This is a genomic window from Pseudomonadota bacterium, assembly GCA_039815145.1.
GTDB lineage: Bacteria > Pseudomonadota > Gammaproteobacteria > Steroidobacterales > JBCBZW01 > JBCBZW01.
In genome coordinates this window covers 1-16280 of sequence record JBCBZW010000009.1, presented here as the reverse complement: position 1 = coordinate 16280, position 16280 = coordinate 1, and the positions used below count along the sequence as shown (strand labels likewise).

Sequence of the window (16280 nt, the reverse complement as noted above, 5' to 3'; positions counted from 1 at the left end):
CCACAAGGCGCGGCTGGGGTAATCCACGATACGAACCGATGCTCCCGAGAGCGCATACTCGGGAGGTGGACAGCGCTCCCAAGCTGACGCGGCGCCTGACCCTGCCGATGCTCGTCCTGTTCGGGCTGGGCACGATGGTCGGTGCCGGCATCTACGTACTCGTGGGTGAAATCCTGGCGGTAAGCGGGGCCTTCGCGCCGTGGGCCTTCCTGCTCGCGGCGCTGGTGGCGGCGTGCACGGCGCTGAGCTACGGCCAGCTGGCTCGCCGCTTCCCCAAGAGCGCTGGCGAAGCGGTCTACGTGGAACAGGCCTTCGACCTGCCCGTCCTCACCCGCGCCACCGGCTGGGCCGTCGCCCTCACGGGACTGGTCTCCAGCGGTACCCTGGCCAAGGGATTCGCTGGGTACTTCTCGTTTTTCTTTCCCGGTACGCAAGCGCTGGCAGCGCCGGGCTTCATCATCGTCCTCGGCCTGATCGTCGCCTGGGGTATCGGGCACACCATCTGGGTGGCGATGATCATCACCGCGCTGTCCGTGCTCGGACTGCTGACGGTATTGGTGGTCTCGAGCCGCTACCTCTCGCATCTGCCGGAGCTGTTGCCCCTGCTCACGCCCAGCGCCGACGGGGCGTGGCTCGCCATCACCGCGGGCGCCTTCGTCGCCTTCTACGCGTTCATCGGCTTCGAGGACATGGTCAACGTCGCCGAGGAGACGCGCGAGCCCGAGCGCACGATGGTGCCCGCGATTCTCATCGCCCTCACCGGCGCCACGACGCTCTACCTGCTGGTCGCCCTGATGGCGGTGCTGGCCAACCAGGAACTGGCCCTCGCCGGCCATCCCGCGCCCCTCGCCGCCATGGTCGCTCACGCTGGCGCGCCGTGGCCGGCGATCATCGCCACCCTGTCGATGCTGAGCGTGAGCAACAGTGCGTTGGCCCAGCTGGTGATGGTGTCGCGGGTGGTCTACGGCATGGCCGACGGTGGCCATGCCCCCCGCTTGCTCGCCCGCATCCACCCGGTGCGCAAGACGCCGCTGCTGGCGACGGGCCTGACCGTGGCCCTGGTCGTCGCCCTCGCCGCCTGGTTCCCGCTGCTGGTGTTGGCTAAAGCCACGAGCCTGATCGTCTTGCTCGTCTTCACGATGGTCAACGTCGCCCTGATTCGCCTGCTCCTGCGCGAAGGTGCGCATGCGCGACGGCTGGCCCTACCCGCTCTGGGCGTGCTCCTGAGCGTAGGGCTGATCGCCATCAGCCTCCTGGGTGAAGTATCGGCCGGTCACTGACCTGCAGCGCTCACGGCGCGTCCGTGCCACCCGCCCCGACGAGACGTCGAACCACCACGTACAGCACCGGCGTCAGCACCAGGCCGATCACGGTCACCCCGATCATGCCGCTGAACACCGCCGTGCCGAGCACCTGGCGCATCTCCGCCCCCGCTCCGCTCGCCGTGACCAAGGGCACCACACCGAGGATGAACGCCGCCGAGGTCATGAGGATCGGTCGCAAGCGCAGGCGCGCCGCCTCGCACGCCGCCTGCAGCACCGACCGCCCCTCAGCCTCCTTCTGCCGCGCAAACTCGACGATCAGGATCGCGTTCTTGCTCGCCAGCCCCAACAGCACGACGAAACCAATCTGGGTGAGGATGTTGTTGTCCATTCCGCGCATGGTCACGCCGACCAGCGCGAACAGAATCGAGAGGGGCACGATGAGCACGATCGCAAAGGGCAGGGCCCAGCTTTCGTACTGCGCGGCGAGCACCAGCAGCACCAGGAGGATGCTGAGCGGAAACACCCAATTGCCCGCGTCACCCGCTAGCTTTTGCTGGAAGGCGATCTCGGTCCAGTCGTAGCTCAAGCCCCCTGGGAGCGCGTCCTCGGCCAAGGTCTCCAGCTTGGCGATCACCTCGCCGGAACTGTAGCCACGCGTGTTGTTGCCTTGAATCTCCGCCGCTGGATAGAGGTTGTGCCGCACCAATCGGTCCGCCCCACTGGTGAGCCTCACCTGCATCACCGAGCCCAAGGGCACCATGCGCCCCAGCTCGTTACGAGCGCGTAGCTTCATGATGTCCTCAGGGTCGAAGCGGTAGGGTGCGTCGGCCTGGGCCGTCACCCGGTACGCACGCCCGAACAGATTGAAGTCGTTGACGTAGCTGGACCCCAGGTAGATCTCCAAGGCCTCGAAGATGTTCGCGATGGGCACGCGCAGCTGTTCGGCGCGCACCCGATCGATATCGAGGTAGTACTGGGGCGTCGACAGGGAGTAGGTGCTGAACACCTGGTTCGCCTCCGGCGCCTGGTTGGCCGCACCGACCAGTTGCCAGGTGGCGTCCTCCAGCGTCTTCAGGCCCCGTCCCGTGCGATCCTGCACCATCATCTTGAAGCCGCCACCGTTACCGATACCGCGCACCGGCGGCGGCATGATCACGAACAGCTGCGCATCCTGAATCGGCGCCAACGCCGCGTACAACTCGCCCAGGAGGTTCTGCGCCGTCACGCCAGGCGCGCGCTCGGCGAAGGGCTCCATGGGCACGAAGATGGCGCCCGCATTCGAGGCGGCGCTGAAGGTGGCGCCGGAGAAGCCGACGAAGCTCACCGCGTGGGCCGCACCAGGGACTTCCAAGATGCGCTCGACGGCATCGTTGATCACCGCATCGGTTCGCTGCAGCGACGCGCCCTTCGGCAGCTCGACGGCCACGATGAGATAGCCCTGGTCCTGCTCGGGAATGAAGCCTGCAGGCGTACGCGCCAGCATGAAGAAGGTGCCCGCGAGCAACCCCAGAAACACCACGATCATCAGCACGGCCTGACGCGTGACCACACCGATGAGCCCTGCGTAGGTCTTCTCGAGGGCGTCGAACATGGCGTTGAAGACCTTGAAGACGGGGCCCAGGATCAGATCCCACAGGCCCCGTTTCTCGCCCTCCGCGCGATGCCTGAGCAGGATCGCCCCGAGGGCCGGACTCAAGGTGAGCGAGTTGAAGGCAGAGATGATGGTCGCCACGGCGATGGTCAAGGCGAACTGGCGGAAGAACTGTCCCGAGATGCCGCCGAGAAACGCGGTGGGCACGAATACCGCCGTTAGCACGAGGGCGATGGAGATCAGCGCAGCTCCCACCTCGTCCATGGTCAGCCGCGCCGCCTCCCGCGGCTCGAGCCCTGCCTCTAGGTTTCGCTCGATGTTCTCCACCACCACGATCGCATCGTCGACCACGATGCCGATGGCCAAGACCAGACCGAAGAGCGAGAGGTTGTTCAACGAGAAGCCGAAGACGGCCATCACGGCGAAGGTGCCGATCAAGGAGACGGGAATCGCCACGATGGGGATGATCGCCGCGCGCCAGGTCTGCAGGAACAGCACGATCACCAGAATCACCAAGGCTACGGCCTCGAAGATCGTGTGGTACACCGCCTCCACGGACTCCTCCACGAACTCCGTGGGGTTGTAGACGATCGTGTACTCGAGGCCCTCGGGGAACTGGTGCGACAGCTCCTCCATGGTCTCGATGATCTCATCGGCGGTCTCGATGGCGTTCGAGCCTGGCCGCTGAAAGATCGCGAGCGCCACCGCCGGCTTGTTGTCGAGGTAGCTGTTGGTGACGTAGTCCCGTGCGCCTAGTTCCACGCGGGCCACGTCGCCGAGGCGTGTGATGCGCCCGTCCTCTCCGGTCTTGACGATGACCGCACGAAACTCGTTGGCGTCGGCAAAGCGTCCCTGCGTGTTCACCGTGAACTGCTGTGCCGTCTGCAGGGGCATGGGCGGGGCGCGCAGGGCACCGCCGGCCACCTGCACGTTCTGGCCGCGCAGGGCCGCCAGCACATCGCCGGCGGTCATCTCGAGCGCCGCCAGCCGTTCAGGGTCCAACCACACGCGCATGCTGTACTCGCGTGCGCCGAACACCGTGAGGCGGCCGACGCCATCGATGCGATTGAGCACATCGCGGATCTGCAGGAAGGCGTAGTTGGAGATGTAGAGCTGATCGTAGCTCTCGTCGGGCGACAGCAGGTGTACCACCATCATCAGATCCGGCGAGCTCTTCTGGGTGACCACGCCCAGGCGCCGCACTTCTTCCGGCAAGCGCGCCTCAGCGATGGACACGCGGTTCTGCACCAACACCTGCGCCGTGTCGAGATCGGTCCCCAACTCGAACACGATGGTGAGACTCATCTGCCCATCGGTGGTGGAGGACGAGGTCATGTACAGCATGTTCTCGACGCCGTTGATCTCCTGCTCGAGGGGCGTGGCCACCGTGTCGGCGATGACTTCGGGCGTGACCCCTGGGTAGGAGGCGGTGACGACGATGGTCGGCGGCGCGATCTCCGGATACTGCGCCACCGGCAGCGCGCGGTAGGCGATGGTACCGACGATCAGCAGCAGGATGGAGAGGACCGCCGCAAAGCGCGGCCGGTCGATGAAGAAATGCCCGATCCTCACCGTGCCTCGCTCCCGACCCGACCGGCGACGGCCGGATCCAAGGGCGCGAGCTCCGTGTTCTCGACGGTCACCGGGCTGTTGCCCCGCACCCGCTGAACGCCATTGACGATCACGCGATCTTCGGGCGTGATCCCGCTGGCCACGATGCGCATATCACCTAGCGTTCGCCCTAGCTCGATGTAGCGCCGCTCCGGCAGCTCGTCCTCACTGAGGACGAAGACGAAGCGGCGCGACTGATCGGCGCCGATGGCGATCTCCGGCACCAGTAAGGCCTCGTAGGGGCCGCGACCGAGCAGTCGGATGCGCGCGAAGAGCCCGGGCGTGAGCAGCTGGTCGGCGTTGTCGAAGATGGCCCGCCCCTGAATCGTGCCCGTCGCCTGATCCACCTCGTTGTCGACGAAGTCCATGCGGCCCTCGTGGACGAAGCTCGCCTCATCCGCGAGCTTCAGTTGCACGGGGTTCGCCGTGGTGCGCGAACTCGGGCGCTTCCCCTCGCGAGCGAGGCGCGCGTACTTGAGGTAGGCGCTCTCGTCCGCCGTGAAGTAGAAATGCACGGGATCTAAGGAGACGATCGTCGTGAGCAAGGTGGCGCCGGAAGCTCCCCCGGTCACGAGGTTGCCCTCGGTCACCAGCTTGCGCCCGACGCGACCCGCGATCGGCGCGCGCACCGTGGTGAACTGCACGTCCAGGCGCGCCGACGCCACCGACGCCACGGCCGCTTCGAGCGCAGCGGTCGCCTGTTGGAACTCGGCGGAACGCGTGTCACGAAGCTCCGCAGAGCCCGCGTTGCTGCGCAGGAGGCGTTCCGCGCGATCGAGCTCGATCCGCGCCAGATCCAGGGCCGACTGAGCGCGTTTGCGCTCCGCCTCGGCAGCGTCCAACACCGCCTGATAGGGCCTGGGATCGACCACGAAGAGCGGATCGCCCTCCGCCACGAACTGCCCCTCATCGAACGCCGATGAGTCCAGATAGCCACTCACGCGGGCGCGCACCTCCACCCGATCGATCGCGGCCAGGCGCCCCGTGTACTCGTCCCAATCGACGATTTGCTCGACGAGCGGCGTGGCCACGGTGACCGCGGGCGGCGGTGGCGCCTCGCGGGAGCCGCCAGGGCCGCCCAACACATCTTCCAGGGAACACCCCGCCAGCAGCGAGCACGAGGTGATGACGAGCGCGGTGAACGAACGACGGCCGCAGGAGGCTAGCGTCGGTACAGATGGCATGGTGAGACCTCGATGAGTGCACGAGAGCAGCGAGGACACGCTACTCTCTACGTTATGACAGAGGCTACCAGTGCAAACGCGGGTTGGGTAAGTCGGGTCCAGGGCAGGGCGACCGCCTTCGTCGCCATCATCGCGATCGCCGCCACCTTAAGTGCTTGTGGCACGTCTACCTACGTCCTGCGCGAACAACCCTCGACTAATCAGGATGGCCGCGTGCGCCACCTGATCCTGCACTACACCAGCGAAGACACCGACGAATCGCTCCGCCTGCTGACGCAGCCGTCATCCAACCCTGTGAGCTCGCACTACCTGGTCGACCGCCCTGACGGTCGGCGCGGCAACGTTCGGGTCTACCGCCTGGTGCCGGAGTCTGCGCGCGCTTGGCACGCCGGGCGCAGCCATTGGTTGGGCGAGACGGCGTTGAACGCCAGTTCGATCGGGATCGAGATAGTGAACGAGTCGGCGTGCACCCCGCAGGAGACCCTCGAGGGCTGCGCCTTCACCCCGTACCCGCCGGAGCAGATCGACGCCGTGATCGCCCTGTGCCAGGAGATCCTGGCACGTCACCCGGATATCGAGCCCTGGCGCGTGCTCGCTCACTCCGATATCGCGCCCTCGCGCAGGGTGGATCCCGGCCCACAATTCCCCTGGCGGGCGCTCCACGAGGCCGGCGTCGGTGCCTGGTACGACGAGGACGCGGCCGAGCGTTGGCGCGGACGCTTCGAAGCCAATGCCCCGTCACTGCCAACACTCCAGCGCGCCCTCATCGCGTGGGGCTTCGATCTCGAGCCGACCGGAGCGCCGGACGATGCCACCCGCGACGCAGTGCGCGCCCTACAGCTACACTTCCGGCCGACCCGCCACGACGGACGCATCGACACGGACACCAGCGCCATCCTATTCGCCCTCCTCGAACGCTACCGACCCCAAACGCTGGACACCCTCAGGTAGGCGATCCCTCGCGTAAGGTGAGGGCGCTAACCACCGCTGCGCACCCCGCGGCGACGGCACACAAGGCCATGATCCAGCGGAAGGCCGCCGTGAACGCGTCCGTCACCGCTTGCGCCACCTGCACCCTCAGCGCAGCCGGTAGTGCTTCCGGCACGGGAAGGTCCGCCAACCGCCCCGCCTCGCCCAGCAGGTCGATGCGAACCGCGCCCGGCAGCGCGAGGTTTGCCAGTTGGGTGGCAAGACTGCCGCGGAACACGGTCACCGCCAACACCGTGGCGAGCGCTACCGCTAGCAAGCCCGCCAGGCGCGAGGCGGTGTTGTTGATGCCAGAGGCAACGCCCGCCGACTCGTCGTCCACCGCCGCCATCACCGCTGCCGTGAGCGGTGCGACACTCAACGCCATCCCCACGCCGAGCGCGGTCACCCCAGGCAACACGCCCCACACGAACCCACCCTCGGCACCGCTCGCGGCGAGCAAACCCAAGCCCACGCCGGCCAGGACAGGCCCCGCGACCAGCAAGGTTCGCGTGCCTAAGCGTCCCATCAGGCGCCCGGCGGCACCGGATCCGAAGCCGATGATCAAGGTGAACGGCAGCAAAGCCGCCCCCGCCTGAGTCGCGCTGTACCCCAGCCCCTGAATGAGCTGAAACGGCAGGAAGTACAGCGCCGCGCCGAGACCTGCGTAGAGCAAGGCAGTCACCAGATTGGCACCGACGAAGGCACGGTTGGCGAGCAAGGCCGGTGGCAGCATCGGCGCCGATGCTCGGCGCTGACGTCGCCAGAACGCCACCAGCAACATACCCCCGAGCCCAGCGGTGACCACCTCGACTGAGCCGCCGGCACCCTCAGCTGCGCGCGTCAGACTGAGCAGCGCCAGCCCGAGCCCAAGCACCAGCAGTGCTGCGCTCAGCCAGTCGATCGTTTGGTTGGAGGCGGGGCGTGCGGGCGGCACCCGCAGCAGGGTCACGGCGATCGCGGCGCAGGCGACGGGCACGACCACCAGGAACACCGATCGCCACCCGAGTTCATCCACCAGCACGCCACCGAGCACGGGGCCTGCGGCCGTGGTCAGCGCCGCCGCCCCAGCCCAGCGACCGATGGCTTCGGCACGGGCATCCACCGGGTAGTGCACACTGATCAGCGCCAGACTGTTGGGCACGAGCAAAGCACCGCCCAGGCCTTGCAGCGCGCGCGCAGCTAACAGGATCGAGAAGCTCGGCGCGAGCGCGCACAGGATCGCACCCACGCTGAAGAGGACCGTCCCGAGCACGAACACGCGTCGCAGCCCGAAGCGATCACCGGCGATTCCCCCGGGCAACATGCAGGCCCCTAGCAGTAGGAGATAGCCGTTGGACACCCACTGCAGGGCCATCGAGTCGACGCCGAACCAGGCCTGGATGCGGGGCAGCGCAAGGCCGACCACGGACCCTTCCACGAACGCGATACTGGAGCCGAGGATCGCGGCCAGTAGCACCCAACCACGGCGCTCACGAGGGCAGTCCTCACCCGCCGCCGCCGGCGAACAGGCGACCTGCGCGCGGACCGCCTCGCAGGGACGCGGGGAACCCTCGACCAACGACACGAGCTAGTTCAGCGCACTTGGGCTTGCAGGGACTCGGTCTGCGCGGCGCGCTCGAACACGGTGGTGACGGCACCGTCCAGGCGCTTGCGGATCTGCTCCAACCACGGCAGGTGCTCGGGCTTCATGGTGCAAAAGCGCAGGCACAGAATCGTCTCTTCGTCCTGCCAGTCCGTCACCGCCTCGGCGCGAAGGGCGAGGGCCCGCGGCACGCGCACCACCGCGAGGTGCAGGTCGCAGGCCGCCGCTTCGTCGAAGATCTCCTGGGCCAGCGTGGAACTCTCCGCGGCCGTCGGCGACTTGACCGCCACCACTAGCAGATCCAGCTCGGGCGCGAAGATCGGCGCCAGACGCGGATGCTGTTGGCAATGCTTGTACAAGCGTCGAGCGGCGGACAGACAGGCCTCCAACCCGCACGCGAAGTCGCCCTCGCGCTCCAACGGCATGGCGCGCATGGTGGTCCAGAGGGCAACGGCGGCAGCGCCGGCCCGGGAGCACTCCAGGGAGATTTCGCCGAGGTGTAGTTCGTCGGAACTGAAATAGGTGTAGGGCGAGTCGTGGCGGTAGTGGCGCCCCACCGTAGGATCACGAAACAGCACACAGCCACAGCCGTAAGGTTGCAGACCGTGCTTGTGCGGATCGATCACCACCGAGTCGACCGCGCGGATCGCATCGAAGGCGGCTCGCGCGTAGGCGCTGATGCCGTCGGCGAGCGTGAAGTAGCCCCCGTAGGCGGCGTCGACGTGGATCCGGAAGCCGTAGCGCTCGCGCAGCGCCAGCACGGCTGGCAAGGGATCTATGGCGCCGGCCGCAGTGGTACCGAGCGTCACCACCACCGTATCGATGGTCTGCGAGGCGGCCTCCAGGGCGCGCTCGAGCGACGGAATCGACATGCGTCCCGCAGCGTCCACATCGATCTTCACGAAGGGGCGATCGAGCACGCTGCTCAGGCGCTCGTGCGTGTAATGCGCTTGCGCCGACGCCGCGACCGCGCCCGCGACGCCATGACGGCTTCGCGATTCCTCGCGAGCGACCCAGAGGGCCTCGAAGTTCGCCATCGTGCCGCCACCGCAGAGGTGGCCAAGATGCTCATCCCAACCGAACATATTTGCTAGGCCCGCCACCGCCTCGCGCTCCATGCGCGAACTGGCGCGCCCCCCATCGAGGGCGTGATTGTTCGGATTGAGGCACATGGCGAGCGCGTAGGCATTGCGCGCCAGCGGGTGGGGTGGCTTGAGCATCTGCCCTACGTAGAGCGGATGATGGTAGGGATAATTGTCCTGCAGCCGTTCCGCCGCTTCGAGCAGCGCGTCCTGCTCGTATTTGGCGAGGCCCGTAGACGCTACGCTCGGTAAGTGGACAAATCCTTCTGCCAGCAGTTCCTTCGCGCGGGCGAGGAAATCCGGTTGCTCAGGCGTTGCTCTTTCCACTCGTCCCCCTGTGCGGTCACGGCGCGCGCTCCGGTGGCCAGACATCGATTCCGTCGAAGGGGCGCAACGCCGTGCGATCCACCTCGTCGAGCCGAGCGCGAAGCGCTAGCGCGCGTTGCTCGCTGGCCGGATGGGTGGACAAGAACTCGGCCTGCCCAGCGCCCTTCTCCCGCGCCAGTGTGTCGAAGAAGCTGGCCATCCCGTCCGGATCGACGCCGACACTCACGAGGCGATCGAACCCCGTTAGATCCGCCTGGCGTTCCGCGTCCCGCGAGAACTTGAGGCCGATCAACCGCTGGCCCGCCTCGCCGGCCAACGTGGCACTGGTGTCCCCGGTGATCAGCGTGACCACGAGGGCCAGCCCCGCCTCCTTCACAACGCCGCGCAAGCCGTGGCGGAGCTCCACGTGCTGGATCTCGTGGGCCAGCACGCCGGCCGCTTCCTCAACGTTTGCCGCAGCGTCCAGGAGGCCATCGTTCACCACGATCACCCCCCCTGGCAAGGCATAGGCGTTGATCTGCGAATCGTTTGCGATGTACAGCGTGTAGTCATAAGCGGCGTCGTGCGCGAGCAGGCGATCGAGCACACCCGTGATCACACGATGACGATTTCCTGTGCGTCGCAAATTGGGATCGGCATCGAAGTCCTCGATGTAACGGCGGGCGAGCGCAAGCTCCTGAGAAATAGGGATTCGGTCGACGATGACGCCGGCCAGCTTGTCGATGTGCAACACGAACGCCATTAGCAGGACCAGCGGCAGGGCGATGAACAGGCCCACGGTGGTGAGCCCCGCCCGCCGCTTCAGGGCCTGGCGCTGATCGTAGCGACGAACCTCATCTTGGTCGGCCCGGAGGCTCTGCGGCAGCGCATGCAATACGTGTTTTGCGCAATCCGGGTCCAGCACGTGGCAGGCGTAGGCGGGGTGATCCGGGTGCTCGAGATCGCGCCAGGCGAGCTCCAGGCCCCGCTCATCGAAGCCCACTCGGCGCAGGGTGAGCAGGTTCGCCTCGATGCGCCTGGTGGCCCCGCCTTCGGCCCGACGCAAGAGGATGCCATCGCCCGCCACCGCCACCGTCGCCGCCTCGCCTGCGGGCGGCAGGTCCGGGCCGAACAGCAGGCAGGAGACGGCGGACGAGGCGTCGTCCATCAGAAGTTGTCGCCGTCGAGCAGGCCTCCGATGCCGCCGAGGATCGAGCCCTCACCCTTGGTAGCGCCACCGGTCTGCGGCGCGTAGGCCAGCATGCGGCCGGCGAGGCGAGAGATCGGCAGGGACTGCAGCCACACGGTGCCGGGCCCGCGCAGGGTGGCGAAGAACAGACCCTCACCGCCGAAGACCGCCGACTTCAGCTTGCCCACGTACTCGATATCGAAGGAGACGCTCGGCTGATACGCCACCACGCAGCCCGTATCACAACGCAGCACCTCGCCGGGGCCGAGTTCGCGCTTGGCCAGGGTGCCGCCGGCGTGGACGAAGGCCATGCCGTCGCCGTCCAGGCGCTGCATGATGAAGCCTTCACCGCCGAACAGGGCCGTGCCGATCTTGCGCTGGAAGGCGATACCTAGGGAGACCCCGCGTGCCGCACACAGAAAGGCATCCTTCTGACAGATGAAGGTGCCGCCCATCTGCCCCAGATCGATCGGGATGATCTTGCCCGGATAGGGAGCGGCAAAGCCCACTTTGCGCTTCATGCTGGATTCGTTGTGGTAGATGGTCGTGAACAGCGACTCGCCGGTGATCAGGCGCTTGCCCGCCCCCATCAGCTTGTCCATCAGCCCACCGCTCTGCGACTGCTGGGAGCCGTCGCCAAACACCGTGTCCATCTGCACACCGTCTTCCATCATCATCATGGCGCCGGCCTCGCCGATGGCAGCCTCGCCGGGATCGAGCTCGATCTCCACGAACTGCATGTCGTCGCCGAAGATTTCGAAATCGATAACATCCATTGACATGGGCATTTCCCCTTTAGCTAACGAGAATAAAAGGTCAGGCGCTGGCTTGAGCCTGGAGCGCCTTGGACTGCTGTAGTTGTTGGACTACGTATCGGATCACGTGTGAGTTGCGCGCCACCTGGCGATGGCCGAGCCCGGTGGTGGTGTAGAGCTCGGCGTGGCCGAGGGCGCTCGCCAGGGCTTCCCCATCGGCGTAGGGCACCTCTTCATCACGGGTATCGTGCACCACCAGTAGTGACTGAGATGCGCCGGCGAGGGCTTTGGCCGCATCGAAGCACTCGAGGGCCACGCCCGTACGCTCTTCGATCAAGCTCACCACGTCCTCGAACAGGGCCGGACGCAGGGAGAGGATCTGCGCGTAGCGGTGGGTGAGTGACTGCACACTGAGGGGCGCCGCGATCAGCACCAAACGCTCCGCCTGCAAGGGGGCGTCCAGGCCGACGGCACCCACGGCCAGGGCCGCGCACAGGCCGCCGAAGGAATGCCCGATCACGGCGGCCACGGGCTCGCGCGAGGCCAGCATCTGCATGGCACGTGAGTAGTCGATCGCGGTGAGCTCGCCGCCCTCGGATTCGCCGTGCGCCGGCGCGTCGACGCCGACCACATCGTAGCCCGCCGCGTGCAGCGGTCCGATCCAGTCGGCGAGGCGCCCGACGCAGGACTCCCACCCGTGGGCCAGCATGACCAGCGGCCGCACCTGCGCTGGATCGGCATCGGGTGAAGACCAGCGATAGGTCACCACCGCGTTCTCCTCCCGCCCGGGCAGACGCATGGTCCTACGCTCGGCGCTCGCCAAGAGCGGGCCGTGGCGCGGCGCCGGGGGACTGCGCTTGGTCGGCGAGCAAAAGATCCTTAGCGCCTGGCGTCGCGCCCGGTTGGGCGCCACCCGATGCAGGCTGTTGAGCCAGAGACTGACGATACTGATCAGCAGCGCGCGCGGCAGCTTCATCCGCGCCAGCTCCCGAGCACCTCGTGAATGCGGCGGAATACGTCTTCGAGCATCTCCCGGTCGGGCAACAGGGTGATGCGCAGGTGATCGCGTTGGGGGAAATTGAAGCTCGAGCCCGGCACCACCAGCACGTGCTGCTGCTCCAGTAGCTCCATGGCGAAGGCCTCGTCGTCGAAGCTCGGCACCACATCGTCGCGCACGCGAAGGAAGGCGTAGATGGCCCCGGCCGGCGCTTGAATATCCAACGCATCGCTGGCGGACACAGCCTCGATCACCGCCTGGCGACTCTCGTACAAACGCCCGCCGGGCGCGGTGAGCTGGTGAATGCTCTGGTGTCCCCCTAAGGCGGTTTGCACGGCCCACTGCCCCGGCACGTTGCTGCACAGGCGCAAGCTCGCCAAGGTCTCCATCGCCTCCAGGTAGTGTGCGGCACCGTCGCGGTTGCCGCTGAGGGCCACCCAACCAACGCGATAGCCACACGCCCGATACACCTTCGACAGGCCGCTGTAGGTGGCGCACAGCGTGTCGCGCACCAGGGTGGCCATCGGCACGAACTGCGCATCGCCGTAGACGATCTGGTCGTACACCTCGTCACACATCAGCACGAGATGGTGACGCTCGGCCAGGGCCGCCAGCTGCTCGAGGGTCTCGCGCGAGTACACCGCGCCGCTGGGGTTGTTGGGGTTGATCACCACCATGGCGCGCGTACGCGGCGTGATCAACGCCTCGAGTTCGCTCGCGTCGGGCTCGAAGCCTCGCTCCGGCCGACAGGGGTAGTGCACGGCACGGCCACCGTTGAGGTTCACTGCCGCGGTCCACAGGGGATAGTCGGGGCTCGGCACCAGCACCTCATCGCCGCTGTTGAGCATGGCGCGCAGGGTGAGGTCGATCAGCTCGCTGACGCCGTTGCCCATGAAGACATCGTCCGCAGTGACATCCATCACGCCGCGATTCTGGTGCTGCAAGACCACTGCCTCGCGGGCAGGGAAGATGCCGCGCGAGGGGCAGTAGGGCTCTGCGGAGGCGAGGTTCTCCACCACCGCACGGCGCATGGTCTCCGGGGTGCGCAAGCCGAACTGGCCGGGGTTGCCGATGTTCAGGGCCAGGATCTCGTAGCCCTGGCGCTCGAGTTCGCTGGCCCGTCGCGCCAGACGACCGCGGATCTCCTAGCGTACGTTGGCGAGGACCGCTGAGCTGTGCACAGCTGGCGCGCGGGCGGAGGGGTGGGAGGTCGATTGCATTTGGATCGTGTCGATAGGTGTGCTGTTGGGCGCTAGTGCCCTGAGTTGGAAGTTCGTTGAAGACGATTCACGCGCCCTCGCGGTGCTGGCAAGGCGGAACGACGAGCCATAGCACCGCTATGGCGAGGAGTTCCAACGCCGCCAGCGCCGTGAGGCCGCCGAATATTCTTCAACGAACTTCCAACTCATGGCGCTAGTATGCGCGAGAGCGCGATGACCTGCGTGACCAACCCCCAAGTTCCTACCGCCAGACACCCATGTCAGCACTGTTCTTCGCAAGCCTCGGCCATGCCCTGATGCACATGCTCACGGCCATGTTCTTCGTGGTCGTGCTAGCCCTCGAATCCGCCTGGACCCTGCCCTACGCCCAACTACTGCCGCTATGGACCGCGGGTGCCCTGGCCGTCGGCGTGTGCGCGCTGCCGGCGGGGTGGCTGGCCGATCGTTGGAGCGCCCCCGGGATGTTGGTGGTGATGTTCTTCGGTATGGGAGCGGCCTGCCTGCTCTGCGCGAGTGCCGCCGACGGTCGGGTCATGGGCGTGGGCTTGACCCTGCTCGGGGCCTTCGCGGCGATCTACCACCCCGTCGGCATTCCGTGGCTAGTGCGCGCGGCGCGATCGGAGCGGCGCGGCCTGATCCTCGGCGCCAACGGCGTGTTCGGCGCCCTCGGCGTGGCGGCGAGCGGTGGCGTCGTCGCAGTGCTCGTCGAGCGCTGGGGCTGGCAAGCCGCCTTCATCGTGCCCGGGGCGATCAGCCTGGCCGCTGGCATCGCCATGGGTGCGATGCTCCTGGGCGGCAAGTTGCCGGAGCAGACCGCGCAACGCCAAGCGTCGCCTGCAGATCGATCGAGCACGGACGAGGGGACGTCATGGCTGCCCCTGGCGGCGCTGCTGATCGCGATGTTCGCCCTTGGTTTCATCTACCAGGCGAGTCAGGCGGTGTTCCCGAAGGTCTTCGCCGAACGGGTGACCGGCCCGAACGCGTCCGCAACGGCTGCGGGCTGGTGGATCACCGTCGTCTACGGGGTGGCGGGGATCATGCAGCTGGCGGGAGGATGGCTCGCCGATCGCGTGCCCCTGCGCCCCCTGTACGCCTCCGCAGCCCTCCTGCAGCTGCCGCTCTTGCTGCTGCTGGCCTCGCTGATGGGGATGCCGTTGGTGGTGGCCGCGACGGCGGCGGTGGTGGTCTCCGCCGGCGCCATGCCGGCCGAGAACATGTTGCTGGCCCGGCACGCACCACCGGCCCGGCACGGGCTGTTCTTCGGGCTGAAGTTCGTGCTCGCCTTCGGCAGCGCGCCGTTGGCCGTGGCCGTGGCGGCAGCGGTGGTGCGCTGGCAGGGATCGCCCGCGCCGCTATTCTTCGGCCTCGCCCTGCTCGCGCTGCTGGCGACCCTCGCCGCCTTCACCCTGCCCGCGGCGCGGACGCCGCGAGCAGCGCCGACGCCCGCCCCTGCGGCCTGACCCTCGAGGTCGGACACGGCGCGCGGGGAGCTCTAGTCGGCCTCGCCAATCTGGGTCTGGTTGAAGTTCTCGATGCCCACCTTGTCAATCAGGCCGAGCTGCGTTTCGAGCCAGTCGACGTGCTCCTCTTCCGCATCGAGGATGTGCTGGAACAGATCGCGCGTAACGTAGTCCTGGCAGTCCTCGCAGTGCTTGACGCCCTGGCGCAGGGCCGGGAGGGCGTCGTATTCGAGGGCGAGGTCACACTCCAGGATCTCTTTGGTGTTCTCACCGATCCGCAGCCTGCCCAGATCCTGCAGATTGGGGAGGCCTTCGAGAAACAGGATGCGGGCGATCAACTTGTCCGCATGCTTCATCTCGTCGATGGACTCTTCGTACTCTTTCTTACCGATCGCCTTCAGGCCCCAGTCGTCGAACATCCGGGAATGCAGGAAGTACTGGTTGATCGCCGTCAGCTCGTTCTTCAGGACTTCGTTCAGTAGTGCGATAACGCCGGCTTGCGCCTTCATCAGAACTCTTCTCCGTTGCGGATAAAAACAATTCTTATTTAGAAAACAGATAGTTACGGGTTGCTAGGAGGCGATTCTGGAGGCCCGAGCGTCGCTTTGGCAAGCGACACGGATGGCGTGCATGGGCACGCGCGCAGGCGCTCGGGCGCTGGCCGCGCCTAAGTGGCTGGGAAGGAAAGAAAGACTGGTGGAAGTGAGGCGCTGGGACCGAGGGTCAGGCGCCGGCGGAGAGGCCCGACGTCACCTTTCGGCCGGTGCGGGCCGAGCCCGCGCCCGGTACGCGGTCGCTGCCCTGGCCTTCGAGGATGGCCTCGGCGGCGCAAGAGAAGGTGCCACAGCAGCTGGCGACGCCCAACTCCTCACGCAACGCGTCCAGAGAGTCGGCGCCCGCGGCAGCGGCTTCGCGAATCTCGCGATCAGTAACGCCATTGCAGATGCAGATGTACATGGGGCTATCAAAACTTAAATGCGAATCATTGTCAATGACGTTCCCGACAATCCTCAGCATTTGACGCCCCCCTAAAGCTCCCGGCCCGCAGGCCGACATAAGGGGCATAGGT

Annotated in this window: 13 protein-coding genes; 3 read left to right on the top strand and 10 right to left on the bottom strand. The window is 66.8% G+C overall.

Translation table 11 applies throughout. The annotated features are described in order from the left end of the window. Positions 1 to 38: 38 nt before the first annotated feature. Positions 39 to 1280: an APC family permease gene (locus tag AAF184_04380; GenBank protein ID MEO0421546.1), complete on the top strand. Its 1242-nt coding sequence runs from the start codon at positions 39 to 41 to the stop codon at positions 1278 to 1280. Positions 1281 to 1290: 10 nt separating this feature from the next. Here AAF184_04380 and AAF184_04375 read toward each other — a convergent pair whose 3' ends face one another. Both AAF184_04375 and AAF184_04370 read right to left on the bottom strand, forming a co-directional pair. Beyond that, the gene (locus tag AAF184_04375) at positions 1291 to 4428 is read right to left on the bottom strand and encodes a multidrug efflux RND transporter permease subunit (GenBank protein ID MEO0421545.1); all 3138 of its coding nucleotides are present in this window, start codon (positions 4426 to 4428) and stop codon (positions 1291 to 1293) included. Next, positions 4425 to 5651: an efflux RND transporter periplasmic adaptor subunit gene (locus AAF184_04370; protein ID MEO0421544.1), complete on the bottom strand. Its 1227-nt coding sequence runs from the start codon at positions 5649 to 5651 to the stop codon at positions 4425 to 4427. The genes AAF184_04375 and AAF184_04370 overlap by 4 nt, the downstream gene beginning before the upstream one ends. Positions 5652 to 5705: 54 nt before the next feature. Between AAF184_04370 and AAF184_04365 the strand changes: the two genes are divergently transcribed. Further along, positions 5706 to 6602: an N-acetylmuramoyl-L-alanine amidase gene (locus tag AAF184_04365; GenBank protein ID MEO0421543.1), complete on the top strand. Its 897-nt coding sequence runs from the start codon at positions 5706 to 5708 to the stop codon at positions 6600 to 6602. On the opposite strand, the gene AAF184_04360 is transcribed toward AAF184_04365, so the two are convergent. The 6 genes from AAF184_04360 to AAF184_04335 form a co-directional block, all read right to left on the bottom strand. Continuing rightward, positions 6595 to 8076: an MFS transporter gene (locus AAF184_04360; GenBank protein MEO0421542.1), complete on the bottom strand. Its 1482-nt coding sequence runs from the start codon at positions 8074 to 8076 to the stop codon at positions 6595 to 6597. The genes AAF184_04365 and AAF184_04360 overlap by 8 nt on opposite strands. Positions 8077 to 8192: 116 nt before the next feature. After that, positions 8193 to 9611, bottom strand: coding sequence for a pyridoxal-dependent decarboxylase (locus tag AAF184_04355; protein ID MEO0421541.1), 1419 nt, complete (start codon positions 9609 to 9611; stop codon positions 8193 to 8195). 16 nt (positions 9612 to 9627) lie between these two features. Further along, the gene (locus tag AAF184_04350; protein MEO0421540.1) at positions 9628 to 10758 is read right to left on the bottom strand and encodes a M48 family metallopeptidase; all 1131 of its coding nucleotides are present in this window, start codon (positions 10756 to 10758) and stop codon (positions 9628 to 9630) included. Next, positions 10758 to 11561: a TIGR00266 family protein gene (locus AAF184_04345; protein ID MEO0421539.1), complete on the bottom strand. Its 804-nt coding sequence runs from the start codon at positions 11559 to 11561 to the stop codon at positions 10758 to 10760. Before AAF184_04345 ends, AAF184_04350 begins: the two co-directional genes overlap by 1 nt. Positions 11562 to 11595: 34 nt before the next feature. Beyond that, entirely contained in the window at positions 11596 to 12510 is a 915-nt protein-coding gene (locus AAF184_04340) for an alpha/beta fold hydrolase (GenBank protein MEO0421538.1), read from the bottom strand. Further along, complete coding sequence (locus AAF184_04335) at positions 12507 to 13580, bottom strand: aminotransferase class I/II-fold pyridoxal phosphate-dependent enzyme (protein MEO0421537.1); 1074 nt, start codon at positions 13578 to 13580, stop codon at positions 12507 to 12509. Before AAF184_04335 ends, AAF184_04340 begins: the two co-directional genes overlap by 4 nt. Positions 13581 to 14008: 428 nt before the next feature. Between AAF184_04335 and AAF184_04330 the strand changes: the two genes are divergently transcribed. Beyond that, positions 14009 to 15211 (top strand): MFS transporter, encoded by a 1203-nt coding sequence (locus AAF184_04330; protein ID MEO0421536.1) that lies wholly within the window; start codon positions 14009 to 14011, stop codon positions 15209 to 15211. Positions 15212 to 15243: 32 nt separating this feature from the next. Here AAF184_04330 and bfr read toward each other — a convergent pair whose 3' ends face one another. Together bfr and AAF184_04320 are read right to left on the bottom strand one after the other, a co-directional pair. Then, the gene (gene bfr, locus AAF184_04325) at positions 15244 to 15720 is read right to left on the bottom strand and encodes a bacterioferritin (protein ID MEO0421535.1); all 477 of its coding nucleotides are present in this window, start codon (positions 15718 to 15720) and stop codon (positions 15244 to 15246) included. Between the two features lie 214 nt (positions 15721 to 15934). After that, positions 15935 to 16168, bottom strand: a complete 234-nt coding sequence (locus AAF184_04320) for a (2Fe-2S)-binding protein (GenBank protein MEO0421534.1) — start codon at positions 16166 to 16168, stop codon at positions 15935 to 15937. Positions 16169 to 16280: the final 112 nt, after the last annotated feature.

What these genes read in the sequence shown, in the direction of transcription:
- bfr (MEO0421535.1), bottom strand. Translation starts at nt 15,720, where the DNA reads ATGAAGGCGCAAGCCGGCGTTATCGCACTACTGAACGAAGTCCTGAAG.
- AAF184_04370 (MEO0421544.1), bottom strand. Translation starts at nt 5,651, where the DNA reads ATGCCATCTGTACCGACGCTAGCCTCCTGCGGCCGTCGTTCGTTCACC.
- AAF184_04365 (MEO0421543.1), top strand. Translation starts at nt 5,706, where the DNA reads ATGACAGAGGCTACCAGTGCAAACGCGGGTTGGGTAAGTCGGGTCCAG.
- AAF184_04345 (MEO0421539.1), bottom strand. Translation starts at nt 11,561, where the DNA reads ATGTCAATGGATGTTATCGATTTCGAAATCTTCGGCGACGACATGCAG.
- AAF184_04350 (MEO0421540.1), bottom strand. Translation starts at nt 10,758, where the DNA reads ATGGACGACGCCTCGTCCGCCGTCTCCTGCCTGCTGTTCGGCCCGGAC.
- AAF184_04380 (MEO0421546.1), top strand. Translation starts at nt 39, where the DNA reads ATGCTCCCGAGAGCGCATACTCGGGAGGTGGACAGCGCTCCCAAGCTG.
- AAF184_04320 (MEO0421534.1), bottom strand. Translation starts at nt 16,168, where the DNA reads ATGTACATCTGCATCTGCAATGGCGTTACTGATCGCGAGATTCGCGAA.
- AAF184_04330 (MEO0421536.1), top strand. Translation starts at nt 14,009, where the DNA reads ATGTCAGCACTGTTCTTCGCAAGCCTCGGCCATGCCCTGATGCACATG.
- AAF184_04340 (MEO0421538.1), bottom strand. Translation starts at nt 12,510, where the DNA reads ATGAAGCTGCCGCGCGCGCTGCTGATCAGTATCGTCAGTCTCTGGCTC.